Raw genomic sequence first — 26,572 nt, 5'->3', positions numbered from 1 at the left:
CCATGCTGTGAGCGGCCGGGCCCCTCCAGGTCCGCACCCTCCCGGCGGAGCGGCTTCGCCGGAGATCGGCCGCCGGGAAACCTCACCGAAGGGAAGTCCGGGCTGCCCCGCCCGCTGCCTCGGTGCCGGGTATCCCACGGCACGCGAGCAACTACCGTCCTATAGAGGATTTCTCTGCTCACGTACCGGCCCGCTCCGACCGGCAACACTCACCCCTGCAGTCAAATCCGATGAATCACAGATTTCCGTCAACTTGTGCACCAGCAGCACCAGAAAGGGTCGGAGTGCCAGCACGTCACCAATCGATAGCATCACAAATAGGTATGCTGAGCTTCAGATGGATGCCGGGGCCATTCTCGCCTGCAACTATCAGCAGGCGATCAGCTACCAATGGTCGGAAAATCTGGTTCCCGCACATTTCATGATGTACTGCGCCACCAACTGGGGAACGGAAAGCCGTGACGACGTAGTGACAAATTACAGCAAGATTGCCGCCCAGGCCCGCGCGTGCGCGGACTGCGCCCAGCTGGCCGGAGTGCTGAAGTGGATGCTCGAAACCAACCATATCCCCCTTCAGCAGGGCTGGATTCCATCGGAGATCCTGGGCTACAAGATCATATCCCAGGGAGGAGTCCAGGCATTCAGTTCAACAGGTGCCGACCTTTTCGCCGCCCCCCTGAGGATCATGCAAAGCGCCTGCAAGCATGTCTCCACCGGGGCGGCACTGACGATCAGCAGCGACGACGAGGAGGACCTGGAAGATTACGAGCTCGTCGCCGATCCGGGCGTCGTCGACTTCTATGCGCGCCTGAAGGGCCTGTCCTCTTTCAGCAACATCGAAACCACCTGGTACGACTACCAGGTGGACTGGAATGGCGGCAACCATCCCATGGACGACTCGTACAAGCCGCAGCCGGTAACGCAGGACCGGATGAACCAGCTGAATTCCGATATCGACGAGGTCGGCCGTCTGCATGATGAACTGCTCCGGCTGGAGGACGGCCGGCTGACCGAGAAAGCGCGGCGGCAGTACCTGGAGGCGCAGGCGGAGAAGGCGCGCAGACTGGAAGGAACGGAGAAGGAGAATTTCCTGAGAGGGGTGGTTGATGAATTTGTCCCGTCGCAGCAGGAGAAGCTTCCCGAGGTCGAGAGAATCCCGGCTGATTGGGGGCTTCCGTCGCTGCCGAAGCCGGACGCCGGCAATCCGGCCGCAGCCAAGTACGCCCTGGGCTACTCCGGCCTGTCCGGTAACGCATGGCGGCTCCTCACAGATGAGGGCGGCGGATCCGAACTGCTGACGAACATCGTCGTGACGGCCGAGACGACCTTCTGGGGTTCACTGCCGAACGAATATAAGAGGGAGGCCGGCGAGGAAGATCAACCAGGCTTTGAAGCCTTCATGATCATCAACGAAACATGGAAGGAGCAGCGGGCCGACCTGTGCGGCAGGTTCGGAGCGGTATTCAGGGCTCGGGTCGTCGAACCTTCCCACAGGGTTCTCATGTTTCATCCGAGCGGAAACGAGAAGGCTGACACAGATTCGGCGAATTGGCTCCTCCATGGCAACTACGAAAGTATGGCAGCGTTCGTCGCATTGGAGGGATCCGGAGCCATCGATGACTTCATCGCAGCCATCCGGACGAGTCGCGAAGAAATGATGAGCAACCTACTGAAGCGCGAGACCGAAAAGGTCAAGGCGATGATCAAAGAAGGGCTCCCGCAGGACGAGGCGAAGCAGAGGATTCGCTACTTCAGGGACTCGGCGAACATCTTCACCAGATGCTTCACAGATGCGAGGCGCTTGTGGCGGGAGTCCGCCAAGGGCGCGGTCCGTCATCTTGGCTGACCTCCACCTCGGTGTCCGGCCCGGAGATCGTCACCCCCGGTCGGTCGCCGGCCAGCAGAGCAGGGCTTCGACGAGGTCGTCCCCGGCGGCGCCGGTGACCAGGTGGCGCAGTTGCAGGCCGAGGACCAAGGAGTGGAGCCCGTTGTACTGCTGTGCGGCGGGCGTTGCTGGCGGCACGTCGGTGGCCGCCGCGGCGTTCGACTCGCGCAAGAAGTCTTCGGGCGTCACGGACTTGAGCTGCCATCCGGGTCCGTCGGCCGGGCCAGGGGTTCCTGCGGGCCTGGGCAGGCCGCTCGTGTGGTCGAGCAGCTGGCGCACGGTGACGCGGTCGTATGCCTTGGGCGGTCGGCGTCGCGGACGCCGGGGGCGCTGGACGCAGGCGTGGTGGCGGTTGCGGGCAGAGCCGCCCCCGCAGTGAGAGCAGTGGCCAGGGCGAGGGTTGTGACGGCGAGGCGGATGCGCATCGAGTCTCTCCTGAACGGCGCTCATGGGACTTGTTGACCGCGTCAACTCTGCTGCGTACAGCTGGCGCCGCCCATCAGTGATCACCCTGACAACGACCCTGGACCGTCCCCTGGGTGATCGACCTGGACCACCACCACATCAGTTCGCCGGGTCGATCAGCCGGCGGCTGCTGCAAGAGGGCGTCCGCCCCATCGGATGCCCTTCTCGCTGCGGACGCGGGCGCGCTCGCGGCGTTGGGCGGCCAGGACTTGAACCGGTGGATCACGTCCCGCACCGTGTCCTCGTCCGCTTGGACCAGCCGGGCGATGGCCGGGACGCGGTTGCCGCCGGCTGAGGCCAGCAGCATCATCGCCCGCCGGTAGCGCACGGTGTTCGTGCTGCCCCGGCGCACGATCCTCGGTGGCTGCTGACCTTCCTGGTCCGTCAGTCTGCGAACCCCGACCGGCTCCGCCACCTGGGGCCCCCTTCCGAGCTGAACGTCTCACGACACCCAACCGGCCGAAGGCCCTCCGGCGCCAACCCGGCGAACCTATTGCGGTCACAGCACTAGACCTCCCCGCCCCATGGCCTCAGACGCTCCTGGGCGGGGGCCCGACCCACGACACTCCACCGTGTGACTGAACCGGGGCGGAACCCACCATCGCTGCTGATCGCCGCCGAGCATCGGCAAGACAGGTGGAGCACATGAGCCGCGCCCGGGGCGGCCAAACCCGGATTCCCTACCTACGGCGAACGCCCGCACAAGGCGCTCGGCCGGAGATACCCGGCCAAGCGCTTGCCTGCACTGCTCGCAGCCTGATCAATCGGCCCCGGCGTTCCAGCGACTCCTCAACGTCTCCGGGACCAACGAAAAGACCCCGTTCCGTATCAGCCGAAAGGCGCCCTGAAGTCCGCCAGCCAAAGATTGTTCGCAGCGGTGAGGGTGCCTCGGAAAACCTTGAGAGATTCCAATACTACTCGATCATTCCGGGGATTCTGATAGGAATTTACGAACTTATCCCCCATTTCCTCCACCCTCTTGAAGAGACGCGCACCCCATGTCCGGAAATGCACCACAACAAAAGACCGCATGCTGGTTTTCCCCTCCAGGTATTCTGCGGCGATTGCGTCCCCATCCGGGAAGCTGTCCCTGGGCAAGGACAGGATCTGGCCGACCTTTCCGAGGACCTCGTTGACGAGACCGTCCTGCACTTGCTTGACGAGGGCAGGGATCTTGACTCCCCTCTCCGCCTCCCAATCAGCAAGGATCGCCTGGAATTTTCCGCGAACAATCTCCCGATGGACCTCGATCTCCAATTCCGCAGGAAGGGTGGATTGGGCAACCTGATCAACTTCGCCCATGAACATGCTTTCGAGGTTGCGCGAAAATGACTTCCGTATGAACTGCAACTTGGCCGATATCAGTGGGGCGTCACCCGCCAGACTCTCCCACTGCTCGCGCGTCAGGCCGAGAAATCCATTGGCGAAGATATCCTCAATGCCACCTTCCGGCTGGACTACAATTTCCTGCCAGCTGGAATCTTGATCATTTTGCGGGATCTGCTCAGGCGGAGGGGCGATAGTCCTGAACAATCCTTCGGCCTTCCATTCCTTGCAATACATATCCCAATATCCACCAATGAGATCATGGTTATTTACAAGCAATTCCACATCATTCCAGAAACCCTGCTCCGGCGAGTACGCCTTGAATGCGGCCTTGTCATGCTCTTCGCTTTCGGAGTCGCTCTCGGTATCACCGGAAGGACTGTGCCCGATGGCCTCGTAAGAGTCACCTTCGCTCTCCGAATCGTCATCGGGACCTGAATACGGCTTCGTGTACGCAACAGCCCGCACGGCGAGCTCACCCTGAATGCTGTGCGCATCCAGGGAAGGAAGGATGTACTGGAAAGGGACACTGAAGATCGGGTATTGTGGCGAAATTTCCGCAGGGATTTTGGGCGGGGCCAGGATTCGCCAACCCCTGAGCACGGACGGAAGATAGTCAAGCTCAGTCGCAATGGACTCAGCCGACCTCGGGGCAAACCCGTTATTTTGAAGTATCCAGCCTATTGTGACTGCCAGCTTCCCGCACTTTTCACATTCGCGCCCTCGACGCGCCGCCGACTCATAGTAGTCGTTGACTTTTGCCACACCGCTCTGTCCGCCATCCAAAAGGCAGTACAGCAGAAAATGGGCAGCGAGCCCGTCCGGAAAGTCGAACCCTCCGTCCATCACCTCCGTCCAGGAGCCTCGCGTAGCCTGGACGAGCCGAGCATTATTCTCCGTCAGAGCCGTGGATGAGAAATCCAAAGGCATAGTCTCTCCTTATTTCATGCGCTCTCGCCTGCATATCCCGGTTTCCGCAGCGAAGACAATAGGCGAAAGCCCCGTTACCGGAGGGTGGCCGCGTCCGCCAGAAGCCATGCAGAATCCAGCTTCCCCCAGCCCGGGCTGCTCAAAGTGCCCGATGGGGAATCAGGCGAGGCACTCGTTCGCGAGTCACAGGTCAGCATGTGTCGATTATGGAATCAGGAGGGGCAGTACCGGAAATAGGCTTTCCGGGCGCCCAGATCAGATGCCGGACCGGCCGGTCCGTGCTGTCGGGTTGACGTCGCACACCGCGGCACCGGACCGGAAATCGCGTAGGGGATCTGCCCTGAACAAACTGCACTCATCCGCCGCATTAATTACCAAGTAGAGACGGCATTCCTTGTCGAAGCCGACCCGGGTCGCCAAGGCCCAGACCTGATACACGGTCACTCCACCAGCCCAGGTCCCGTATCCAGATCAGTGATCGAGGAACTCATAGTACGATCACAGGGGCTACTCGCTCAGCTGTCGCCGGCAGATGAGTGCGCGAGCAAGTGAAACCGGAAGTCCCCGGTGTCGAGGCGTCGTTCCCAGCACGGCGATCCGTTTGAACCGGCGCTCCAAAGGACCGGAGTGGCCCTCACCGCACTGTCACCCCGGTCGGTCGCCGGCCAGCAGGAGCAGGGCTTCGACGAGGTCGTCCCCGGCGGTCCCGGTGGCCAGGTGGCGCAGTTGCAGGCCGCAGACCATCGCCACCGCGGCCTTGGCCAGCCGTTCGGCGTTCTCGACGCCGAGTGCGCGCATGATGGAGGTGGCCAACTGGTCGTAGGCGGCGAAGCATTCGGCGGCGGCCTCCTGGAGTTCGGTGTCCCGTCCCGCCTGGAGGTAGAGCTCGAACGAGGCGGTGTGCTCGCCGGCGAGGTCGGGTCCGATGGCGAGCCGGCGCACCGCCGCTGCGGCTCCCGGCAGGTCGATCCGGCGGGTGTCGGCCTGTTCGGCGAGTTCGGTGAAGCGGCGGGTCTCCTCGGCGACGAAGGCCCTCAGGCTCTCCCGTAGCAGGTCGTGCTGGCTGGCGAAGTGATAGGTCACCGACCCGAGGGCAACGGCCGCCTCGGTGGCGATCCGGCGGTTGGTCAGTCCGCTCACACCTTCCTTGCCGATGATCCGCAGTGCGGCCGCGATGATCCGGTCTCGGGTTTCCGGGGGTTTGGGCATGGCTCCGATGGTCTCATCCGGTCGCTGAGGTCCGGGTGGCGGTCCGTCAGGGGTTGGGCCAGCGTTGGTGCCAGCGCAGTTCGTCCTCCAGTTGGGCCGCGAGTGAGATCAGCAGCGGCTCGCTGCACGCCGGACCGAGTAGCTGCGCGCCGAGGGGCAGTCCTCGTCCGGTGAAGCCGGCCGGGACGCTGATGGCGGGCCAGCCCAGCACGTTCCAAGGCCACGCGTAGGGGCAGGCGGCGATCACGGCCCGGTTGGTCCGGCTGCTCGAGAGTCCTGCCGTGGCGCCGACGCGTGGCGCGGGCCGGGCGGTGGTCGGGGTGAGCACCACGTCGAACCTGTCGAAGATCGCGCCGACCCGGCGCTGCAGGGGGCCTTCGGCCGCACGGGCCCAACGCAGTGCCCGGCTGCCGAGCAGCCGGCCGAGCGCGATGTTGCGCTTGGTCCGGGGGTCCAGCAGGCCGAGGTCCGGGGCCTCCTCGGCCTTGTCCCGGATTCCCGCCATGGCACGGGGCAGTTGGGCCGGGCCGATGAGCCCGTACCGGGGGTCTGCCTCCTCCACCTCGTGTCCCAGCCGTGCCAGGGTCTCGGCCATCCGGAGTGTGGCATCGCGGGCCTCACGGTCCAGCGGCGCCGGTGTGACGGCGTACGCGCTGCGCAGTGACACCGCCACGCGGAGTCGGCCGGGGTCGCGGTCGGCGGCTCTCAGCATGCGCTGCGGTGCGATGCGGTGACGGTCGGCCGGGTGGTTGCCGGCGACGGCGTCCAGCAGGAGGGCGGCGTCCGCCACCGTGCGGGCGAGGGGGCCGGCGACGGTCAGTCCGTAGAAGGATTCCGGGTCGGGCCAGGTGGAGATCCGTCCTCGCTGGGGTTTGATGCCGACGAGGTGGGTCCAGGCTGCGGGGATGCGGATCGAGCCGGCACCGTCGGAGCCGAGGGCGGCGGTGACGAGGCCTGCGGCCACCGCGGCGGCGGATCCTCCGGACGAGCCGCCGGGTGTGTGGCCGAGGTTCCACGGATTGCGGACCGCGCCGAACGCGGTGCCCTCGGTGAACGGCCACTGCGCCAGTTCGGGGGTGTTGGTCTTTCCGACGATGACGGCGCCCGCCGCTCGCAGGCGTCGTACGCACTCCGAGTCGTATTTCTTGCGGGTGGCCGTTCCGGGACACCCCAGTGCCGTCGGTTCTCCGGCGACGTCCATGTCGTCCTTGACCGCGATGGGCACACCGAGCAGCGGCAGGCGTTCCCCCGCCGCGAGACGGCGGTCGGCCTCGGCGGCCTCGTCCAGCGCGGCTTCGTAGCGCACCAGGCGGAAGGCGTTGAGCGTGGCTTGCGAGGCATCGATGCAGCGCAGGGTCCGGTCGGCGAGCTCCATTGCGGACAGCTGCCTCCCGGCGAGGACCGAGGCCTGTCCGATCAAGCCTCCCTGCAGGGGAGCAGACACCATGGACGAAACCACCCTTCACTGTTCGTTCGAACGAACAGTAGTCGAAGGATGCTCCGGCGCACCAGCGGTTCCGGTCATGTCAGTCAGTGCCCCGACGGTTCTCCCGAACCTCCGCCGGAAGAACCTCCGACCCCGCGGCGGGAAGCGGCTCGGCGGCCGGTCGGGCACCCGCCGGGAGCCCCTGGGGTGCCGATCGCGCAGCAGTCGCGCAGCGGTCGGGCGACGGGCCCGCACGATAAGCCGGATTTAATTTCCCGCCCCGGCCGGAGCACAGAACCGAGGATCACGCCGGTAAACCGTACCTCGTGCGGGGGAAATCCCGCCGAACACCGAGTGCGCCGCTCCGCCCTGGTGAATAATTCTTTTCAATGCCAATCCATAGGCGTATGATGATCAATGCAGAAGAACATCGATCCTGGAGTGAAGATGGCGCAGCGCGTGCATGTCGTGTTGGAAGACGACCTGGAGGGTGGAGCGGCGGCCGAGACCGTTCACTTCGCTCTTGACGGAAGGTCTTACGAGATCGATCTGAACAGCGTGAACGCGGACAAGCTTCGTGACGCCCTTGCGCCGTTCGTCGATAGTGCTCGCCGTCAGAGCGGTCGCGGCGCAGGTCCCCGGCGGCCCGTTCGCACCTCGAAGGAGGACACCGCGAAAATCCGGGACTGGGCTCGTTCCAACGGGTACGACATCAGCGATCGCGGGCGGGTTCCGTCGAATGTTCGAGAGGCTTACGAGCAGGCGAACTGAAGCGGCGTCCCGGCCCGAGCCCCTGCGTCCCGGGCCGGGATGCGTCGTACGGGCGGCTGCGGGCGGGGCGGGGCGCCCGCTCCGGTAGGGGGTGTGCGGCCAGGAGCCTCAGGCGGGTGTGTCGATCAGGAGGAGGAGTGCTTCCACCAGGTCGTCCGCGAGGACGCCGGTCGCCATGCGGCGGAGCTGCAGCCCGATGACCAGGGCCACCACGGCTCGTGCCAGGCGGTGGGGTTCGGGCACACCGAGGTTGGCCAGGATCGAGGTCGCCAGGTGGTCGTAGGCTTCGAAGCATTCGGCGGCGGCCTCACGCAGCTCGGGGTCCCGGCCTGCCTGCAGGTAGAGCTCGAAGGGGGCGATGTCCTCCTTGTCCATGGCGGAATCGGCCACCACCTGCCTCACGAGCGTGCCGGCTTCCTGCAGGGTGATCCGGTCGGCGCTGAGGGCGGCCAGATCGTTGAACCGGCAGGTCTCCTGGGTGACGAAGAATCGCAGGCTCTCGCGCAGCAGGTCGTGCTGGGTGGCGAAGTGGTAGGTGATCGAGCCGAGGGAGACGTCGGCTTCCTTCGCGATGCGGCGATTGGTGACCGCTGCAACGCCGTCTTCGCCGATGATCTGCAAGGTGGCCGCGACAATGCGTTCCCGGGCTCCGGTGGGGTTCGCCATGGGCACATTGTTCCACGGAGACCGCACGGGTCGTGCGCATGAAGCGGCGGCGGGTGCTCCCGCGACGCGACGGCCGCCGGGGTGACCGGCATGGACTTCTCGGCCGCTCCCCGTGCAAGCCGCCGTCGGACTCCTGCCGGGGAATGCGGCGCGTGATCGGTCGTACCACTCGGCACCGGGCCGCTATGGACCCCCGCCGCCCGTTCGTGCGGGCCGATGTCCGCACGACATTTCCACGCGCGCCCCCGGAAGCGTTACAACCGTCTTCCGGTATCGACGAGTTCTCTGCGAAAGGCGCAAATGGCTGTCGGCTCCGGCGTCGCACAAGCAGCACACCTCCCCTCGCGCCCCGCATGCGTCCGAGGCCGGTCCTGCCGCGCGTAGGCATCGCGCTCGTTCCCGCCCTCCGCTACTGTTCGTTCGAACGAACGACTGGAGGGTCACATTGGACATCAGTGGATCGACCGTTCTTCTCACCGGGGCCAATGGCGGCATCGGACGAGCGCTGACCCGTGGTCTGCTCGCCCGGGGAGCGAACGTCGTGGTCAGTACCAGACGTGCCGAAGCGCTCGACGCCCTGGTGAAGGAATTCCGCGTCCGCGGCATCGTCGCCGATCTGAGCCATCGCCAGGCCGTCGAACGTCTGGCCGAAGAAGCCGGCGCTGTGGACATCCTGGTGGCGAACGCCGCTCTGCCCGCCAGCGGTGACCTGCTCGACTACACGCCGGAGCAGATCGACCGGTCGTTGGAGGTCAATCTGAGGGCGCCGTTGGTGCTTGCCCGGCTACTGGCACCGCGGATGGTCAAGGTCGGCCGCGGCCATCTGGTGATGATCGGATCCATCTCGGGACGCACCGCGTCACCCGCGACGTCGCTCTACAGTGCTGCGAAGTTCGGCCTGCGCGGGTTCGTTCACGGCCTGCGGCAGGACCTGCACGGCACCGGGGTCGGTGTGTCGATCGTGCAGCCGGGATTCGTCCGGGACGCCGGGATGTTCGCCGATACCGGCGCCAAACCGCCCGCGGGCATCCGCACGGTCAGCCCGGAACAGGTGGCCGCCGGTACCGTGAACGCGATCGAACGCGACCGGGTCGAGGTCAACGTGGCACCGGTCTCCCTCCGGGTCGGCAGCGCCATCGGCGGCCTGTTCCCCGGTGTCTCGGCGGCCGTGCAGCGCCGGACGGTCCCTCGTTCCCTCCTGCGGCAGATCACCGAATCCCAGCAGCACAAGAGGTGAGTGCGCGTGCAGTGACGCCCCGCGGGCCTCACCCCACCGGTGGGGTTCCGCGGGGCGGCCGAAGGCGCGCATGGCCCGGAGCGCAGTCGTCGCCGGCCAGGTCATGCAGCTTCCGACGGGGCGCGGTCGTGCGCAAGTCGGTTGCCGTCCCCCGGGGTTGAGCGTATCGGGGGGCGCACCCAGGGCCGGACCCCAAAGACTGGACTTTCGGGAAGCCCGTGCACCGCCGGGGGCAGTCAGTCTTGTGGCACATCTTGTCCACCTGCATGCTGCCGGAGGAGGGCCGACCATCGTGGAACCGCCAACGAGAGTCGACTGGACCGCGATCGACTCCGACGTCCATCCCGCAACATACGAAGGACAGCCCGTCTACTGCCACGGGTATCCCGTGCTCGCGGATCCCGATGGATACCTCTACGTGGTCGACGAGAACCGTGAAATCCGGTACGTCTGCACGGCCGTCGACCAGTATGTCCCACAAAACCCTCAGGTCGATTCGACCGTCCATCTCGGGAACTGGGGAGGCTGCTGGGTCATCACTGATGAATACGGCGCTCAAGCCGTGCTGGAAGCGCCCTCGATCGGCGAGATTCCCCCACCGCCGAGCACCGGCGGAGCGACTCAGGGATCCGTTGACGATCCGACGGCCGGAGCGTACGACACCACAGCGGCGAAAGGCGAAATAGCCGCTCGGCTGCGTGAGCTCGGAGCGGCTGCGGGCGGCGGCGACGAAACCGCGCTCATCAAGGACGTCAAGTCCGTCATAGAAAGCATCGAAGGAATATTCTATCCGAGCTTCGTACTGAGCGGAGTCGTCTTCCTGAGCCACGTTTCCCAAGAGGTTCAATACTGGCTTTCAGTCGGCTTCTCCACCGGAGATCTTGCGGACCTGCTCAGTGATGCACTGGCAGCGCATGGGACCACGATGCGCGTGGATCAGCTCCCCCAGAAAGACGTCCAGGCATACCTCGGCCTCGGCTACACATTGCTCCGCGACACCTGGTCCAGCCTTCGGACCCCCGAAGACAGAATCGCATTCGTCCGCGAGAACATGAATACCGACAAATACAACTACGGCCGGGCAATCGAGGCACTGGGGCGGGCCCCCCGGCGGAACATGGGAACCGTCGACATCATGATGGAGCACATGTTCACCAATGCCAATACGAAGACATTCGGAACTTTCCAGTACGGCAGGCCGAACACCCACTTCACCCAGATCGAGGACGAGCTCGCCTCCGGAAAAGACTCAGCAGCACTGAGGGTGGCAATAGAGAAATCCTTCGTGCAAGTTCTCGGAGTAATTTGGAACGGCCACTTCGCCAAGCACAAGTCAAATCATGGAGAGCTCCGCCTCGATGCATTCACCGAACTGGTATGGGGTGACATGGAGGCAATAGTCGGATTCTTCCCCGAGGCCGCACAGATGCTGGTACGAAGTATTTGCCCGGACCGGGAGAGCCTCAGGGTGATACTCGATGAACAGCTGATGCTGTGGGCGGAGGACGGCAACTACTTCCAGTAGCTGCAGATCTGGTCCACCGGGCCGAGGAGAGGCCGCGTGGGCGGGCGCAGGCGTACACCCGCGGGCTCCTGGCGGTTTCCCATCGATAGCTGTCGGCCCGGCCGCTTCCGCCCGGGGTCGGGAACCCGGAGGATTCCGGTGTGATGAAGGTGCCTCCCTCCACGGCGCTCCGCGCCGAGGCCGTTCATCGCCGCCGCCCGGCGGCGCCGCTTCACGCCTCCCGATCAAGGAAACACCGAATGTCCCCCACCCCGTCCTTCAGCGACGTCGTTCGCGACCGCCGTGCGATCCGCTCGTTCCTCGACAGGTCCGTGCCCGACGACGTGCTGCGCGCAGTGCTGGACGAGGCGCAGCTGACTCCGTCCAACTCCAACACCCAGCCGTGGATCGTGCACGTGGTCCGGGGTACGGCGCGTGACCGGCTGTCCGAGGCTCTGTTGCGCGCGGACGACGAGGAGCGTTACAGCCTCGACTTCCCGCACGACGGGGCCGCATACGAAGGCGCGTACGGGGAGCGGCGGCGGGTGCAGGCGAAGGCGCTGCTCGACGGATGGGGAGTGTCGCGCGAGGACGAGGCGGGACGCCGGGCCGTGGTGCGTCGCAATCTGGAGTTCTTCGGCGCGCCGCAGGTCGCGCTCCTCTGCGTACCCGCGTTCGCGGGAGCGCGGATCGCGGCGGACGCCGGTATGTACGCCCAGACCTTTCTGCTGGCTCTGGCGGCACGGGGGTTGGGTGGTGTCGCACAGACGACCGTGGGTTTCTACGCGGACACGGTCCGCGCGACGCTCGGTCTGCCCGATGATCACCGGCTGTTGTTCGGGATGTCCTTCGGGTACCCGGACGAAGCATGGGCGGCGCGGACCGGGCGGATGGGGCGGGCGGGCATCGGGGAATCCGTACACTTTCACGAGTGATAGGTGATTCATACCATTTGTTGCGCTTGATGGCGGCCTGCCCGCTCGTTGCGGCGTCCCGCTCGTGAACGCGGTCGATCTGGTCGTCTTCGACGGGGTCCGGACGTTCGACTACGCCGTGGTCGGCGAGGTCTGGGGACCGCACCGGGCGGTCCCCGGCGCCCCGCTGGCCGACCTTCTGGTGTGCGCTCCGGAGTTGCGTACGGTCCGTCTCGACACCGGTCTGCTGTGCGCTCCGGACCATGACCTCGATGCCTTGGCGGGATGCGGGCTGATTCTCGTGCCGGGCCTGGGAGACCCGGCACTACGGCCGCCCGAGCGGGTGCTGCGTGCCCTGCGGCACGCCCACGGCCGGGGTACCCCGATCGCCGCCCTGTGCGCGGGGGCGTTCGTTCTGGCTGCGGCGGGCCTCCTTGACGGGAGGACGGCCACCACGCACTGGGCTCTCGCCGATGACCTGGCCCGGCGCCATCCGCTGGTGACGGTGGATCCGAAAGTGCTGTTCACGGGCGACGGCCGGGTCTGGACGTCGGCCGGCGTGGCGGCCGGCATCGACCTGTGCCTGCACCTGGTGCGCCGGTCCCACGGCGACACGACCGCGAGCGCCCTCGCCCGGGCCATGGTGACCGCCCCGTTCCGGGCCGGCGGCCAGGCCCAGTTCATCACCACCCCGATCCCTCCCGGGCCGGCGGACACCCGGGACCCCATCGCCCAGGTGTGCCGGCACGTCCAAGGCGCCCTGGCGGACTCCTGGACGGTCGCCGGCATGGCCGCGATCGCCGCCATGACGGAGCGGACCTTCGCCCGCCACTTCACCGCCGCCATGGGGACCAGCCCGCGCCACTGGCTCCTGCAGCAGCGCCTGCGCGCGGCCCAGCACCTGCTGGAGAACGGCGACAGCCCGATCGAGGACATCGCCCACCGCTGCGGCTTCGGCACCGGGGTCTCGCTGCGCCAGCACTTCCGCCGGCATCTGGGCACGGCTCCCCGGGACTACCGGCGCACCTTCCGTGCGATCGGCCGCTCCCCCGCCTGAGGGGGATACGCCCGGAGGACCGGCGCCAGGCGGTCGTCCGCCTCCCGGGTCCGGTGCTCGCATCGACGGTGCGGCCGCTTGCCCGCACAGGGGCGCAGAAGGGCGGTGTGTCGCACATCAGTGCGGTCGGAGCCCGCCGAAGACCACGTCGAAGATCCGTTGCCTGGCCGCCGGGTCTGCTCCGAGATGTTCCACCGTCACGCCGGTGCCGGCCATGGCCCGGCTCTACGCCGAGGACGCCGTGGTCGAGACCGTCTTCGAGCCGGTCGGACCACGCCGCACCCAGGGGCGGGCCGCACTCGCAGAGCGGTTCGCACAGGTGGCCGCGGGCAGTCCCGTGGAGCTGACCCCGGTGAACGTGGTGGTCCGGGGGACCGACGACCCGGAGGTGGTCGTCGCCGAATGGGACTACCAGGTACACCACCGTCCCACCGGACGGACCTTCGAGTCCGCCGACATCCAGGTCCTGCGGGTCCGCGACGGCCTGATCGTCCACAGCCGGGACTTCCACGACCACCTGGCCCTCATCACGGCGAGCGGCGCTCTGCCCCAGCTGGTAGCCGCACTGGACGGCAAGTAGCGAGCACGGGCCCGGATCTCCCGGCCGCAGCGCCTACACCGGCAGCCGGCACGGACGGGAGGACGGCCGCTCCGGCTGACGACCGGACTCGCAAGGGCCGGTGACTCTTCAGGGCGGCCGCCATCGGGAGCCGGCCGGACGGGACGGTTGTGGGCCGGTCGAGCAAGGTCGTGACGTCTCAACTCTCCCGCCGGGGAGCCCTGGTGGCCATTTCGGTGACGGTCGCACCGACTGCTCGGGCAAGCACCTTCGCAACGGCGTGAACCTACGGATCAACAGAGTCCACGCCGGACAGCGCCACCGGACTGGCTCAGCAGTGGTTTCGCCGGGTCGAAGGTCGTTCCGTTGATCCGCCGCTGGCCGCCGCCGCGGGAGAAGACCAGGCGGCGCTGTGCAGGGTGCGGTGGGTGACCTGGTGGGCCAGTAGTCCTCCGTCGCTGCCGACTTGTACGAAGGTGCGGTCCGCGGTGGCGCCGAGTTCCAGTTCGTGGCGGCGGGCGTTGGAGGCGTTGACGAATCGCAGGCGGTAGCGGGCGGAGGTGACTTCAGTTTGGACATGCCCGGTTCGCCGAGGAGCGCCGGGTCCGGGGTCGGGTAGATCAGCTGCCCGTCCGGAGCCGTCCCGCGGAGGGCGCGGACGCGCCACCCCGAGCTGCCACCAGAGCGGTTGCGGCTTTGTGGCCTGGCATGATCTGCCCCCTTCCACTTCCGCCACGGACCCCGCACCGGAAAGATCGGGTCTGCACGCAACACGCCGATCTCCGACCTCGAACCACCGTGCACAGAAAGGGAGCCACCCGCGCCGAAGGCCCTCCGGCTGCTCGCCGTCGTCCCTTCCTTCACCGCGATCGCCCCCACCGATGGGCGGGACGTCGGCCAGGACTGACGGTCGGTTCGCTGCGCATCCGGCTCTCCTGGACGTCTCGGCCGTGACGAGGCCGGATCCGTCGACGTCCAGAGGCTCGCGGGCACGCGTGACTCCGGGTGACGGCCCTGAGCACGAACCGCCCGACGGTCAACACCGCCCACCCCCGGCGGCGGCAACACCCTGACCAATGGTTTCAGCACCACCAGCGGCTACACCTACGACGCAACCGGCCGCCGCACCGACGCCGGCTACGACTCGGCCACCGGCCTGTTCCTGCAGACCGGCCCGGTGCTTACCTACTGGGTACCGACCGGCCGATCGACCGTACGGACCTGCTGTCCGGGCACGTCCTACGCGACCGGCGCTCGTCGTCCCGAAGGAGAGCCATTGTCCAGGCCACCCCGAGAGGAAGATGCCATGCGGAAGATCGTCAAACGGTTGGAGGCCGCCTACGGTGGACGGCGCTCACGCGATCAGATCCTCCTGGCCGTTCTCGACGGGCGCCAGGAGCTCCACGGCAGCCACATCCCCGACTTCCTGCCGATCCTGGTCGAACGTCGGGCCCGAGCCATCCTGGACGCTCAGGACGAGGCACGCACGGCACGTTGACAACGGCCTCGGTCGGCCGGTGATCACAACGGGCAGCCGGGCTCAGGGGCGAAGGTGACGGTGACCTCGGCCCAGCCGTCCCCGGTGCACAGGCGACTGGTCGACCCCACCGCGGCGTGCCGCCAGTCGGTGCAGAGCTCTTTCAGGTCGCGCTGCAGCCCGGCCGGGCGTGGATCGTTCAACGGCGCGGTCCCACGTGCCGCCTCGACGGCCGCGTGCAGGAGAGGCTCCAGGTCCGGGCCGTTCTCAGCCCCGGTCACGCGTGACCCACCGGCTCCGATCGCCCACCGGACCTCCCACACGAACGGATTCCCGGGGTGGTGCAGCACCTCGGCGCCGATCTCCGCGACGGCCCACGACGCCGCATCCGGCCGCGTCCCGCCAGGGAAACGTCTGAGGTGCCCGTGAAAAACGCTATCCGTGCTTCCCCCACCGGCGCTGCGGACACGGGGATTTCCTCCCACCGTCCCGACCGTGGCCCGCCCCCTCGCGCGGACGCGCCGTCGGTTCGCGCAATGTACCGTCCCGGGCGTACACCGGAGGGATGAACAGTTCTGGCGGTGCGCACGCGGACGGCCCGGCCGGCGAATGGGAGCTGTGCGACCAGTGCGGCACGCTGGTGCCCATCGGCGATGCGGTGGGGTTGCGCGTTCCGGACTCCTCCGCGGTGACCGCGGAGGCCCGGTTCGACGGCGAGCGTCTGCTGCGGGCGTGCTGCGAGTCGCACCTGTTCCAGCTGGCCGATTTCTACCACCGCCGTCCCTTCGTCAAGGAGGAGCTGTGGTCCGGGCAGATAACCCGGGCGGTGGGCGAGCTCGGTCCGCTGGACGAGGACGAGATGTACGAACGGGTGATGGCCGTGACCGGTCTGGACGAGGAGCAGCTGATGAGGGCCGTCGCCTGGCGGGACAGTCAGGACCGGTCGTAGGGTCTCGGGCCGCCCGGTGCGGTCGGGTGTGGAGCGGACTCGTGCCCTTCGGTGCTGGTCGTCCGAACGGGTGCCGGACCTGCGGAGCGGGGCATGAGGGGCGTTCCCCGGGAAGAAGTTCCGTATGAGCACCCCCTACTCTCAACGACCGGCCCTGACGACGAGGTTCGGCGCGGTCCCCCGCCTCACCCCGCCCGGTGTCGCCCCGACGGACGACGCTCTGGGCGCGGCCAGGAATACGGTGCTGCGGGCGGCGGCCGAGCGCGGGGCGCGGGCCGGCCTGTGGCTGTCCGGGCTCGCCTCACGCCGCCCCGGCTCCGAACTGGGCGACGCGCTCGACGGAATGGCCGAGGCCGTCACCTTCGTCCTCATGGCCTACGGCCGGCGGCTGACCGGTCTCTCCGCCGACGAGCGGACCGTGCTGCTCTCGCACCTCGATCCCCATCTCAGCCCTGCCGGGTCCATCGTGGCTCCGAGGCGGGGTCAGCACTTGGGTATCGGTGACCTCTCCGCCGCCATCGCGCTGACCTCCGCCGTCCGGACCGCCTTCGCCATGGCTGCCGCCGACTGGGCGGAGAGCCTGCCGTCGCTCCTGGCCGTCATCGACCACGTGCTCGACCAGGCCGACGCGCCCCCGATCACCGGGCGGGAGTGAGTCGGACGCCTCGTCCGAGCCGCCTCTGCTATGCCCGGGGCCGCCCCTGCGGACGGTCACGTCCCGGCCACCGGTACGCGGCCTGGTCCGCCGGGGGGACCGCCTCGGTCGGCACGATCGGAAGGATCGAGGACCGGGTGGCCACCGTGATGAGCAGCCCGGTCTCCAGCCCGAGCACGGCATAGATGACGGCGGAGGCCACCTGTACCGAGCGGGTCGAGTCCCCGGTGAAGGGAGTGAGGACGGCGAGGACGGTGAAGAGCCCCACGATCCAGCCGAAGTAGAGGAGTGGTCTGGGCACTGCCTTCAGCAGTATCAGCATCAGGCCGGTGGCGGTGAGCGCCGCGATCGCGGACCACAGGGCGAGTGATCCGCTGGTCAGGTGGCCGCGTACCGGGTGCGAGCCTGACGAGAAGACGGGTATGTCGAGAACGCCCCGGACGAACAGCACGGCGATCACTGCGGTGAGGGCCGCCACCACCGCGGTGGCGGCGCCTGCGGCCCACAGACGGCCGGGGCGCAGAACACCGCAGGGAAGGCCGTCGTCATCTCTCACCGAGATCACGCGACGCTTGTCGGGGCCCGCACGACGCGGTAGCGGTTGGCTCATCATGCACCTCGGGTCCGGCGGAATTCCGATGCCGCGTCTCGGTATCGTCCGGCGGGCTTGTGAGAGAGCGTCTCCCCGCACCGGCATCGGCATGCACGTCGTGGTGTGCGGCGGCGCGAAAAGGCAGCGGCGTCTTCCTTGAGCGCTTCCCGTTCGTATCTCCCGGCCACCCCGGCCCCCATTCGTCGGAGCGCCGTCACCGCCGACGGCACAGTGATCGGGTGGCCGGGCGTGCCAGGTTTTCGCGTTTCAGCCCCTGGCGATTGGCAGGGACTTGTCATACCGTTCGTTCGAACGATCCAGGCTTCATCGCAGACCCACGGTGACGGACGGCGACCGCGGTTCTCCCAGCCCCGCGACGGGCACCGGCCTGGTTCGGCCGTCCGTGTCGCTCGCACTCCGCTGCCGGAACCCGACGAAGAAAGGGCTCGCATGAGCGACGTTCCGAACGATCCCGGCACCATCCGCACGCCGGCAGGGCATCTGGGGCGCAGGGACCTGCTGCGCCTCGGATCGCTGCTGGCCGCGGGAGGACTCGCCGCGTTGGTCCCCGCCGACATCGCGCGGGCCGATACCGCCGGAACGCCCGGGCAGACGGTGAGGACCACCTACGACGGGCACTCCCCGTTCGGGTTCGACCAGTGGTCGTCGGTCGACTTCGACGTACCGGCCGGCGTGCGGCGGATATCGGTGAGCTCCACCTTCGATCCCGCGAAATCCCCCTCCGTCCCGGGCACCTGGTCCAACATGCTGGACATCGGCATCTTCGGGCCGACCGGATTCCGCGGCTGGTCGGGCGGGGCACGACGGGACTTCACCCTGTCCGGTTCCGACGCCACCCCGGGATACGTACCGGGCCCGATCCAGGCGGGACGGTGGTCCGTCGCGCTCGGGCCACTGGTCAGTGAACCCGGCGGGATGAACTGGCAGATCCAGGTCACCCTCGAGTACGGCGATCAGCTGCCCCCGGTCCCCTACGACATCCTCCCCTCCGCGGTACCCGGCCGCGGCGCCGGCTGGTACCGGGGCGATCTCCATCTGCACAGCGAACACTCGGACGGGGGCCGGACCGTCGACCAGCTCGTCGCCGCCGCCCGCGCCGGCCGGATGGACTTCATCGCCACCTCCGACCACAACACCAACTCGACCGGCCTCGGTTGGCACGGCAACGTCCCCCGCGACCTCCTGGTCATCAATGCCGAGGAGGTGACGACCAGGCACGGGCACTGGCTGGCCGTCGGCCTGCCGCAGGGCGACTGGATCGATTGGCACTACAGCCCCGCGAGCGGTCAGTTCGACCAGTACGCGCAGCACGTGCGTGCCCGGGGCGGGCTCGTCGTCGCCGCCCACCCCATGACACCGGGCGCCGGATCGTTCTGGGAGTTCGGCCTGGACAAGGTCGACGCGATGGAGATCTGGAACGGGCCCTGGACGCTGGACGACGAGGCCAACGTCGCGCTGTGGCACACCCTGCTCTTCGGCGGGAAGCGGATCCCCGGGCTCGGCAACAGCGACGCGCACGGCGGCGACGTCGTAGGACTGCCCCACAACGTGGTCAGGGCGAGCTCCCTGTCGAAGAACGCCGTGCTCGAAGCCCTGCGGCTGGGCAGGTCGTACGCGGCCGAGTCGGCCGACGTGACGGTCGACTTCACCGCGAGCGCGCACGGGATGACCGTCGGCCCGGGGGAGGAACTGCCGGTCGGCGTCTTCGACGCCGTGGACGTGAACGTCACGGTCACCGGCGCCCCGGACACCGTCGTCCTGCTGTACAACGCCTGGGGGATCATGGCGTCCACCAGTATCGGTGCCGGGGGAAGCGCCGGGCTGCACTGGCGGGGCTGGGGCAAAGCCTCACTGTTCACCCGAGCCGAGGTGCGCAGGCTCAAGCCCGCGTGGACGGTGCTCGACCAGATGGTCGCCGTCACCAACCCGATCTGGTTCTACAACGCCCCGGTCCTCTCCCCGCCCACGCCCTACGTCCCCACCGGGATCGCCTCCCCCGAGGTCCCGTTCGAGCCCGGCATGGCCCGGGGAATCCCGCCCCTGGGCGCCATCAACGGCGGCCACGCGAACCAGGCAACTCTGGCGTTCCCGCACTCGGACAGCCCGTACGCCGTCGCCGTGGGCGACGACCAGGGCCTCTACCTCGTGCGGCTGGGCTGGAACAACGTGTGGTCGGGCTGGCGCCGCCTGGCCGGCCCCGAGAACGCCGCCGACTTCAAGGTCCGGACGGCCGCCGTCACCGGCATGCCCGACGGCACCACCCAGATCCTCGCCACCGGCACGGACGGCACCCTCTACCACCAGACCCGGGGCTCCGGCCTCATCGGCAGGCTCAGCGGGTTCCAGCCCGTCCCCGGACCGGACGGCTCACCGCGCTGGACCGCCGTCAGGGCGGCCATCACCGGGATGCCGGACGGCTCCGCGCAGGTCCTCGCCTACGGCCTCGACGGCGCCCTCCACCTGAACGTCATCCGCAGCGACCGCTCCTGGGCGGGCTGGAGCCGCGTCCCCGGATACCAGGACTCCCCCGCCTTCTCGGGCTCGGCCCTGGCCGTCGCCGCGATGGCGGACGGATCGTCCGAGATCGTCGTCATCGGACTCGACGGCCTGGTCTACCACCAGGTCCGCCGCCCCGATGGCACGTACACCGGGTTCACCCGCCTGCCGGGCGTGAACACCCCGGCCATGGCGGCCGGCGCGGTCTCCATCGCCGGCGCCGGCGGGACCGCGCACGTCGTCGCCGTGGCACCGGACGGCAGCGCATGGCACACCGCCCACAACCCGGACGGCTCGTGGAGCGTCTGGGAGGCGGCCATCGACCCCGCCGTGCGCAGCCGCGTCGCGGGCCAGGTTCAGGTCGCGGTCACGCCCGGAGGACTGGTCGTCGTCCTGGCCGTCACCACGAGCTGACCGGCACGACCGCGAGCCCCCGCGCCGCCTCGCACCGGGGCCGTTCCGACCACGGCCCCGGTGCCCGCCCCCACCGGGAACGCTCCCCCGTCCGCGCAGATCGGGAGGACTCCGCTGCGGGTACCACTCCGGTATGACACCGTTCGACCTGCCCATCGACGTCGCGCTGGCCCGCCCCGTGGAGGACTTCCCCGGCGGTCCGGGTCTCCTGCTGACCCCTGCCGTCGACGGCTGGCGGGCCGTGTTGCGCACCGGAGCGGACGCCGCGCTGTTCTCCTCCCACGGCACCGATCTGACCCGCACCTTCGCCGACCTCGCCGCCGCCGCCCGGGACCTCCCGCAAGCCGTCCTCGACGGCGAGATCCTGGCCGTGCTGCCGAACGGCGACCTGTCCTCCGCGCTGCTGCACACCCGTGCGGGCGGCGGCCCCCGCCGTGGCGAGCCCTTCGTCGTCCGCTACGCCGCCTTCGACCTGCTCGGCCTCGCCGACGACTGGCGGCCGCTCCCCCACCGGGACAGGTACGAGCGGCTGGTCCGGCTCCTCAACAGCGGCTCGCGGACCATCCGGGCGTTGCCCGCCACGGACGACCCCCACGTGGCACTGGAGTGGACCGGCCCCTTCGCCCGGGGCGTCGTCGCCAGACCGGCCGGGCTCCCTTACCTCCCCGGCCACGGCTCGAAGTGGCTGAGCTGGCAGCGCCACCGCACCGCCGAGCAGGTCGGAGCCGACGCCGGGCCCACGGGCGACGCCGTCCGGTAGACAGCCCGTCCAGCCGCCCCGGCCCTTCTTCCGTACCCGGCCGCAGCGCCGGGCCCGGTTCTCCACGGGGCCGTCCGCCGGGGGGGCACACCGTCCCCGGTGAGTGCCGGTGCGCCGGCCCGGGAACACCGCCCCACCGCCCTACCCGACCGCATGTGGCCCATGTCACTTTCATCCGGGCCTGACCGGGTTGCACCGTGGCCGCCCGTGCCGGGGCCGTCGCCGATCGTCGCCGATCTGCCCGTACCGGCTGCCCGATCGCGCGGGGGGCGGCCCCACCCGGGGCACTCCGGAACCCCGCGAACTCGGCAAACCCGCTCCCCCACTGGGGCCGGACCCGGCCCGTACCTGCGGTAACACTGCACCGACCTGCACAGATAACCGAAAGCTTGGCCGCGCTCCAGCCGGTCCGTAGCTTCGTCACCAGTGCAACGAGCACTACCCGGGACCGCCCGACGGACCCGCACGGAACGGCCCCCGGCCGCCCGTCGCGGCCGATCCGGGCAAGCGTCCGGAGCGCCGCACCGCGCCGGACATCCCAGCCGCCGAACGCGCACGACACACCCACCTTGAGCGATCGGTGAACGCTGCCCACCCGGGTCCCACGAAAGGAACCGCATGACCTCCCGCCAGATCACCACCCGTGCCAAGCGCAACCGCACCCGCACCGCCCTCATCGGCGCCACCGTGGCCCTTCTGCCGGCGACAGGCCTCCTCGCGGCCGCCGGTTCCGCCTCCGCCGCATCGGCGTCCACCTGGGACAAGGTCGCCCAGTGCGAAGCCGGGGGGAACTGGAGCATCAACACCGGCAACGGCTTCTACGGCGGGCTGCAGATCTCCCCCTCGACCTGGCAGGCCTTCGGCGGCACCTCCTACGCCTCCCAGGCCAACCTGGCGTCCAAGGCGCAGCAGATCACCGTCGGCGAGAGGATCCTCGCCTCCCAGGGCCCCGGCGCTTGGCCCGTCTGTGGCCCCCGGGCCGGCCTCACCCGCTGACCTGCGCGCCCGGAGCGACGCCGGCCAGAGCCGTGAAGTCGCCCTTTGCTCCGATGCGGCGACGGGCCGAGTGACCATCGGTGACCATCCACGAGGTGGATCGTTGGTCGGGGCGTGCCTCCCCGAAGACACCAGAGGCATATCGGTGGCCGAGGATCAGCCTGAGGCTTCGATCCCGCGACTCAGGCCTCCGACGCGGGCACCGATTCGTCGGGCGGCCTCCCGGGAGAAAACCCGGGGAGGCCGCCCTTCGTCTTGCCACCGGCCCGTACCGCCCAGGTGCCGGCCGACTGGGCAGCCGTTCGGGAAATCGATTCCGCGCCCGGCCCGACACTCGCGAGCACGGCACCCGGCGCACGGCGGGAGCAGACTCACCCCAGGATCGATACCAGGAAAGTCTGCCTACGACGGAGTATCCATGGACAGTACGACATTCGAGTGGGCGCTCCGTCAAAGCGTGGCGGCCCGGGACAATACCGATGTCGAAAGCTACATAAAATGGATCGGCATAATCGCCAACGACAGCGAGTGGTATTACAACCCGGTCATCGTTTCCAGCCTGTACGACGAGACCGGCCCGTCGTGCACCCTGACCACAGTCCACATGGGTGACGATCCGAATCCCCTCCCCCTCACCGAGGAGCTGGTCCTGGAGTTCCTGGAACACGTCTACCTGGGATACCGCTACACCCCCGTGGAGTCCTTCCCCGACCTGCACATGTTCTCTCGGGTGGACCGTCTGTACAATAAAGTCGAATACAGCGACGACCAGATGACATGGAACGTGCAGGACGCGTCCGGAGGATGGCACTACCAGAATTACGATTCGGTCGAGCTGGCCTACGAACCGTATGAGCCGATCACCGAGAACTTCACCTTCGAGGTCGAAGATTCGAGCGAGGATCCGGTGAGCGACTCCGAGGTGTCGTCCGAAAGCACCGACAGCGAGGGTGATCAGACTCCCGTTCACCCTCCCAAGCGGCAACCCCCGGCGAAGCCGGCGAACATGCCGAACCTGAGAATTGACCGACTGGGCGGCGCGACCGGGGCGCCGACCACCCGGCGGGCCGGCACCCGGAGGGGTGAGACGTCCAGGAAGAGCGACCGAGACACCTTCCGGGCCAAGACATTCAGAAAGGTCAAGCCCGCCGGAACACCTCGGGTGGAGAGCGGGAAGGCCACACACTCCGGTTCCGGAGCAACCCGGGACAATAATCCGGGCCGCGTCTGGTCCCCCGAGCACGAGGCTTACCTCGCCCTCGACGAGCAGGGGATGCCGGTCCGCGCCTGGTCCCCCGAGCACAGGGCTTTCCTCGCCCTCGACGAGCAGGGCAACAGATTGGAGGGCCGGTACTACAGGCACGAGACCGACCCGGATGACACCGGAATGAGCCAGGAAGAGTACGACGAGTACCGGGCGAAGTCCAGGGCGCGCCGCAGAGAGGTCGACCGGAAGATCTCCGAAAATATAACCCGGGTTTCCAAGAGGAAGCCCGCCGACCCGATGGACGAGAGAAAGTCCGAAGACTACGACGTGCGGCTCAACGACCCGGTCGCCATGGATCCGAAGCTCTTCGGCGTGGACGCAGGAGACACCGGGGCCACTCCGGTCATCTATTTCAAGGCCGATTCGATTCTTGACCGGGTGGTCATTCAGGCCACGTCCGATGCCGAGGGCAGGGATGCGCTTCTCTTCCGCGCTTTCGAAAGCTACCTGCAGGACAGGAAATACGGGTGGATCCTGGACATCGAACATAATCTCTTCGTTTTCGACCAGGGTTTGGAGATATTCTCGCTCGAGCTCGACCCGGAGGATGAACGGTCCCTTCGGCGGGCCACGGCTGCGGACACACAGCTCCAGTATCTCCTCGGCAAGGGGATGCTGACCTGGGGCGACGTGACCCGCCTGAAGAAGGATCCCGGCGGGAATAAATATGATTTCAGGTACCGCCACAGCAGCCATTCATCCGGCGAACCGGTCATCTGCGCGGGGATACTGGAGCTCAAAACCACGGTCGAGAATGGAATTAATGTCCAGAGAATTTCCCACATAAACAACGACAGCGGGCACTACGCCCCGACCGCCGGAAACCTCTCGTCCGCGGTCAAAATACTCACCGACAAGGGCTGGATGAGCCCCCTGTCCGATGTCGAAGTGGTCGGGAAGAACCGAGCCGGAGCCGTCGTCACGGGAGTCGCCGGCACGTACCCGGCCAACGATTTCATCCAGGCTGCAGAGCTTGCCGAGAAATATGAACAGCCGCTGGCGACCGGCCGCCAGATCAACGCCCACCGCAATGTCTCGCTATCGGCGGCTGCGCATGCCCTGCGCCATCCCGCTACCCGGAAGACCGCCAACGAGGCCTTGCTGGCGAACAACTCGGCGATCGTCGCCACCACGCGGGCGCGTTTCGAGCGGGTGGTCGCCGGCGTTCGAAAGAACCCCAGGCAGGTCAGCCAGATGGAATGGTCCACCTTCGAGAGCTACCTCGAGCGCACCGACCAGTTCAGGAATATTCGACACGTCGTCAACTCCGCACCGATCACCTGGACGCACGGTCAGGTCGAAGACTTCTGCGGCTTCTTCAAGCGGGCTTCGACTTCCCCCGGATATGACAACGACGAGACCGAGGAAGACCCGATCGACCTGGATGTGGCCCTCTGTGCGCTCAAGGACGACGAGCTGAGCCTGGTAGGCATGGAGATACCAACGGACCGTTGGGGTATGGAGAGCGTGGACATCGGTATCGCCGAGGTGATCCTCGACCCCGAACACCTCGACATCGAGTTCGCCGAGAGCCCCGAGGAACGTCGGCGCGATGAGCCGGTGATGCACGCGGGGGACTACAGCAGCGACGATGGCTAGAGAGGGCATCCCGCCTCGGGCCGGTTTTCCGGCCCGAGGCGGGTGATCCTCGGGAGAGAACGGGAACGAACCTCGAAATCCCGTTCCCCCTCAGACCGCCCGGTCCGGTCCTGCGTCGAGCGCATCGCCGCCGTCCCGGTCGCCCCGGGCCGGCGGAGGTGCCTCGGGGAGCAGGCTCATCGGTTCGGAGGCCTCACGGCCGTCGTGCAGAAGTGTCACGTGCGCGACGCCAGCGTCGAGGAGCCCTCGCCAGGCGAGACCGACCCACGTCTCCGCGTCGTCTCGGGACTCGAAGGAGACTTCCGACGCCCCCGCGGCCGTGCCCCGCTCCGGGGGTTCCGATACGGGGTCCGCGGCCGGCAGCACCAGTGCGGTGCCCTCGCCGTCCTCGAAACGCCATTTCCAGGACATCCCCATGGTTTCTCCTAGCGCAGGTGCGAGCACGGCTCCCGGTCCCGCGCGGACCGGGCCGCGCGGCGGGCAACGGCAAAGCCCGCCGCTCTCCACGGCACCGCATACCGCGAGCCGCTGCGAGAGCAGACCGCGCCGGCTGTCGGGCAGTCCTCACCGTACTGGACACCCCCGCACGGGCTCGGACGGACAGATCGTCCGCCGGACCGGTCACGCGGCCCGCCGCGCCCATGCGAACGGCCCGGCCGCCGGGGGGGTGGGTCGACCGAGCCGTACACGGTGAGTGGCATGGGCACCGCTCGCCTTCACCGTACGACGGATGGTGGCGGACGTACGGCAGGTTCGGGATGTGTCGGATGCAGGCCGCTACCGCCAATCCGTCGTGCCGGCGGCGACCTTCTCCATGACCTCCAGGAGGAGTTCGGGGCTCTGGGCGCCCGGGACGGCGACCTGTCCGTCGAAGACGAAGGTGGGTACCGAGGTGATGCCCAGCTCGGCGGCTTCGGCGAGCTCGGACCGGACCTCGGCGACGCCGTCCTGTGAGGCGAGGAACGCCTCGACCTGGTCGCGGTCCAGGCCCGCGGCGACGCCGACGTCCGCCAGCTGGGCCTTGTCGGCGAGGTGGCCGCCGTTGGTGAAGTAGTGGGCCAGCAGGCCTTCCTTCACCTCGCTCTGGAGACCGTGGCGTGCGGCGAACCAGATCAGCCGGTGTGCCGAGAAGGTGTTGGCCGCGATGGCGTCGTCCATCCGGAAGGTGATCCCCTCCGCGGCGGCGGCCTGCGTGAGCGGGCCGAAGATGGCCTGCGCCGGCTTCCCGAACTTCCGCTCGTAGACCTGCGACGAAGGCTCCCCGGCCTCGGAGGAGAGCGGGTTGAGCTGGAACGGGCGGTAGACGACCTCGACGTCGGCGGCCTGCGGGAAGGCCTCCAGGGCCTTCTCGAAGCGCCGCTTGCCGATGTAGCACCACGGGCACACGACGTCCGAGT

The 26,572-nt window shown here is 68.0% G+C and carries 22 protein-coding genes and 2 pseudogenes; 14 read left to right on the top strand and 10 right to left on the bottom strand.

Annotated elements, in window-relative coordinates; all coding sequences use genetic code 11:
* Window positions 1–337: 337 nt before the first annotated feature.
* Window positions 338–1,846 carry a hypothetical protein gene (locus tag AA75_RS10110; RefSeq protein ID WP_033819526.1) on the top strand — a complete coding sequence of 503 codons (1,509 nt, stop codon included), beginning with the start codon at window positions 338–340 and terminating at the stop codon, window positions 1,844–1,846.
* A 30-nt stretch (window positions 1,847–1,876) separates the two neighbouring features.
* On the opposite strand, the gene AA75_RS53955 is transcribed toward AA75_RS10110, so the two are convergent.
* The 5 genes and pseudogenes from AA75_RS53955 to AA75_RS10085 all read right to left on the bottom strand — a co-directional run bounded on the left by AA75_RS53955 (window position 1,877) and on the right by AA75_RS10085 (window position 7,262).
* A complete protein-coding gene (locus AA75_RS53955; RefSeq protein ID WP_033819525.1) occupies window positions 1,877–2,074 on the bottom strand; it encodes a hypothetical protein in 198 nt (65 codons plus the stop codon).
* Window positions 2,075–2,561: 487 nt separating this feature from the next.
* Window positions 2,562–2,765 (bottom strand): annotated as a pseudogene (locus AA75_RS45400) (helix-turn-helix domain-containing protein); the annotation flags it as partial.
* A 413-nt stretch (window positions 2,766–3,178) separates the two neighbouring features.
* Complete coding sequence (locus tag AA75_RS47240) at window positions 3,179–4,606, bottom strand: hypothetical protein (RefSeq protein ID WP_149038052.1); 1,428 nt, start codon at window positions 4,604–4,606, stop codon at window positions 3,179–3,181.
* A gap of 645 nt (window positions 4,607–5,251) precedes the next feature.
* Window positions 5,252–5,815, bottom strand: a complete 564-nt coding sequence (locus AA75_RS10090; protein ID WP_033819522.1) for a TetR/AcrR family transcriptional regulator — start codon at window positions 5,813–5,815, stop codon at window positions 5,252–5,254.
* Window positions 5,816–5,861: 46 nt separating this feature from the next.
* The gene (locus AA75_RS10085; RefSeq protein WP_051812080.1) at window positions 5,862–7,262 is read right to left on the bottom strand and encodes an amidase; all 1,401 of its coding nucleotides are present in this window, start codon (window positions 7,260–7,262) and stop codon (window positions 5,862–5,864) included.
* A gap of 426 nt (window positions 7,263–7,688) precedes the next feature.
* Between AA75_RS10085 and AA75_RS10080 the strand changes: the two genes are divergently transcribed.
* Window positions 7,689–8,012: an Lsr2 family protein gene (locus tag AA75_RS10080; RefSeq protein WP_033819521.1), complete on the top strand. Its 324-nt coding sequence runs from the start codon at window positions 7,689–7,691 to the stop codon at window positions 8,010–8,012.
* Window positions 8,013–8,120: 108 nt separating this feature from the next.
* Here AA75_RS10080 and AA75_RS10075 read toward each other — a convergent pair whose 3' ends face one another.
* Window positions 8,121–8,678: a TetR/AcrR family transcriptional regulator gene (locus AA75_RS10075; protein ID WP_033819520.1), complete on the bottom strand. Its 558-nt coding sequence runs from the start codon at window positions 8,676–8,678 to the stop codon at window positions 8,121–8,123.
* A gap of 445 nt (window positions 8,679–9,123) precedes the next feature.
* On the opposite strand from AA75_RS10075, the gene AA75_RS10070 reads away from it, so the two are divergent.
* From AA75_RS10070 to AA75_RS10045, 6 genes are all read left to right on the top strand, one after another.
* Window positions 9,124–9,915 (top strand): SDR family oxidoreductase, encoded by a 792-nt coding sequence (locus AA75_RS10070; protein WP_033819519.1) that lies wholly within the window; start codon window positions 9,124–9,126, stop codon window positions 9,913–9,915.
* A 292-nt stretch (window positions 9,916–10,207) separates the two neighbouring features.
* Window positions 10,208–11,440 carry a hypothetical protein gene (locus tag AA75_RS10065; protein WP_149038051.1) on the top strand — a complete coding sequence of 411 codons (1,233 nt, stop codon included), beginning with the start codon at window positions 10,208–10,210 and terminating at the stop codon, window positions 11,438–11,440.
* Window positions 11,441–11,679: 239 nt separating this feature from the next.
* The gene (locus AA75_RS10060) at window positions 11,680–12,354 is read left to right on the top strand and encodes a nitroreductase (RefSeq protein WP_033819517.1); all 675 of its coding nucleotides are present in this window, start codon (window positions 11,680–11,682) and stop codon (window positions 12,352–12,354) included.
* Window positions 12,355–12,418: 64 nt separating this feature from the next.
* Window positions 12,419–13,390 (top strand): GlxA family transcriptional regulator, encoded by a 972-nt coding sequence (locus AA75_RS10055; RefSeq protein WP_033819516.1) that lies wholly within the window; start codon window positions 12,419–12,421, stop codon window positions 13,388–13,390.
* Between the two features lie 214 nt (window positions 13,391–13,604).
* Window positions 13,605–13,970, top strand: a complete 366-nt coding sequence (locus AA75_RS10050) for a nuclear transport factor 2 family protein (RefSeq protein ID WP_033819545.1) — start codon at window positions 13,605–13,607, stop codon at window positions 13,968–13,970.
* A 1,285-nt stretch (window positions 13,971–15,255) separates the two neighbouring features.
* Window positions 15,256–15,447 carry a three-helix bundle dimerization domain-containing protein gene (locus tag AA75_RS10045; RefSeq protein WP_033819515.1) on the top strand — a complete coding sequence of 64 codons (192 nt, stop codon included), beginning with the start codon at window positions 15,256–15,258 and terminating at the stop codon, window positions 15,445–15,447.
* 23 nt (window positions 15,448–15,470) lie between these two features.
* Here the strand turns inward: AA75_RS10045 and AA75_RS10040 are convergent, their stop codons facing one another.
* Complete coding sequence (locus AA75_RS10040) at window positions 15,471–15,707, bottom strand: hypothetical protein (protein WP_149038049.1); 237 nt, start codon at window positions 15,705–15,707, stop codon at window positions 15,471–15,473.
* A 284-nt stretch (window positions 15,708–15,991) separates the two neighbouring features.
* Between AA75_RS10040 and AA75_RS10035 the strand changes: the two genes are divergently transcribed.
* Together AA75_RS10035 and AA75_RS10030 are read left to right on the top strand one after the other, a co-directional pair.
* On the top strand, window positions 15,992–16,375 hold the full coding sequence (locus AA75_RS10035) for a hypothetical protein (RefSeq protein WP_063794324.1): 384 nt from the start codon (window positions 15,992–15,994) through the stop codon (window positions 16,373–16,375).
* Window positions 16,376–16,499: 124 nt separating this feature from the next.
* The gene (locus tag AA75_RS10030) at window positions 16,500–17,030 is read left to right on the top strand and encodes a hypothetical protein (protein ID WP_149038048.1); all 531 of its coding nucleotides are present in this window, start codon (window positions 16,500–16,502) and stop codon (window positions 17,028–17,030) included.
* Window positions 17,031–17,058: 28 nt separating this feature from the next.
* Here the strand turns inward: AA75_RS10030 and AA75_RS10025 are convergent, their stop codons facing one another.
* Window positions 17,059–17,586, bottom strand: coding sequence for a DUF6069 family protein (locus tag AA75_RS10025; protein ID WP_149038047.1), 528 nt, complete (start codon window positions 17,584–17,586; stop codon window positions 17,059–17,061).
* Between the two features lie 486 nt (window positions 17,587–18,072).
* Between AA75_RS10025 and AA75_RS10020 the strand changes: the two genes are divergently transcribed.
* The 4 genes and pseudogenes from AA75_RS10020 to AA75_RS10005 all read left to right on the top strand — a co-directional run bounded on the left by AA75_RS10020 (window position 18,073) and on the right by AA75_RS10005 (window position 25,175).
* Window positions 18,073–20,553, top strand: a complete 2,481-nt coding sequence (locus tag AA75_RS10020) for a CehA/McbA family metallohydrolase (RefSeq protein WP_051812078.1) — start codon at window positions 18,073–18,075, stop codon at window positions 20,551–20,553.
* A 133-nt stretch (window positions 20,554–20,686) separates the two neighbouring features.
* Entirely contained in the window at window positions 20,687–21,313 is a 627-nt protein-coding gene (locus tag AA75_RS10015) for a hypothetical protein (RefSeq protein ID WP_051812077.1), read from the top strand.
* A 618-nt stretch (window positions 21,314–21,931) separates the two neighbouring features.
* Window positions 21,932–22,285 (top strand): annotated as a pseudogene (locus AA75_RS10010) (transglycosylase family protein); the annotation flags it as partial.
* 442 nt (window positions 22,286–22,727) lie between these two features.
* Window positions 22,728–25,175, top strand: coding sequence for a hypothetical protein (locus tag AA75_RS10005; protein WP_033819512.1), 2,448 nt, complete (start codon window positions 22,728–22,730; stop codon window positions 25,173–25,175).
* A gap of 90 nt (window positions 25,176–25,265) precedes the next feature.
* Here AA75_RS10005 and AA75_RS44765 read toward each other — a convergent pair whose 3' ends face one another.
* Together AA75_RS44765 and AA75_RS09995 are read right to left on the bottom strand one after the other, a co-directional pair.
* The gene (locus tag AA75_RS44765) at window positions 25,266–25,592 is read right to left on the bottom strand and encodes a hypothetical protein (RefSeq protein ID WP_206743436.1); all 327 of its coding nucleotides are present in this window, start codon (window positions 25,590–25,592) and stop codon (window positions 25,266–25,268) included.
* 360 nt (window positions 25,593–25,952) lie between these two features.
* Window positions 25,953–26,572, bottom strand: a 620-nt coding sequence (locus AA75_RS09995; protein WP_063794322.1) for a DsbA family oxidoreductase, incomplete at its 5' end; no start/stop codon positions are given.

It is taken from the genome of Kitasatospora sp. MBT63, assembly GCF_000710465.2.
Lineage (GTDB): Bacteria > Actinomycetota > Actinomycetes > Streptomycetales > Streptomycetaceae > Kitasatospora.
This window is presented reverse-complemented; position numbering and strand designations above follow the sequence as displayed.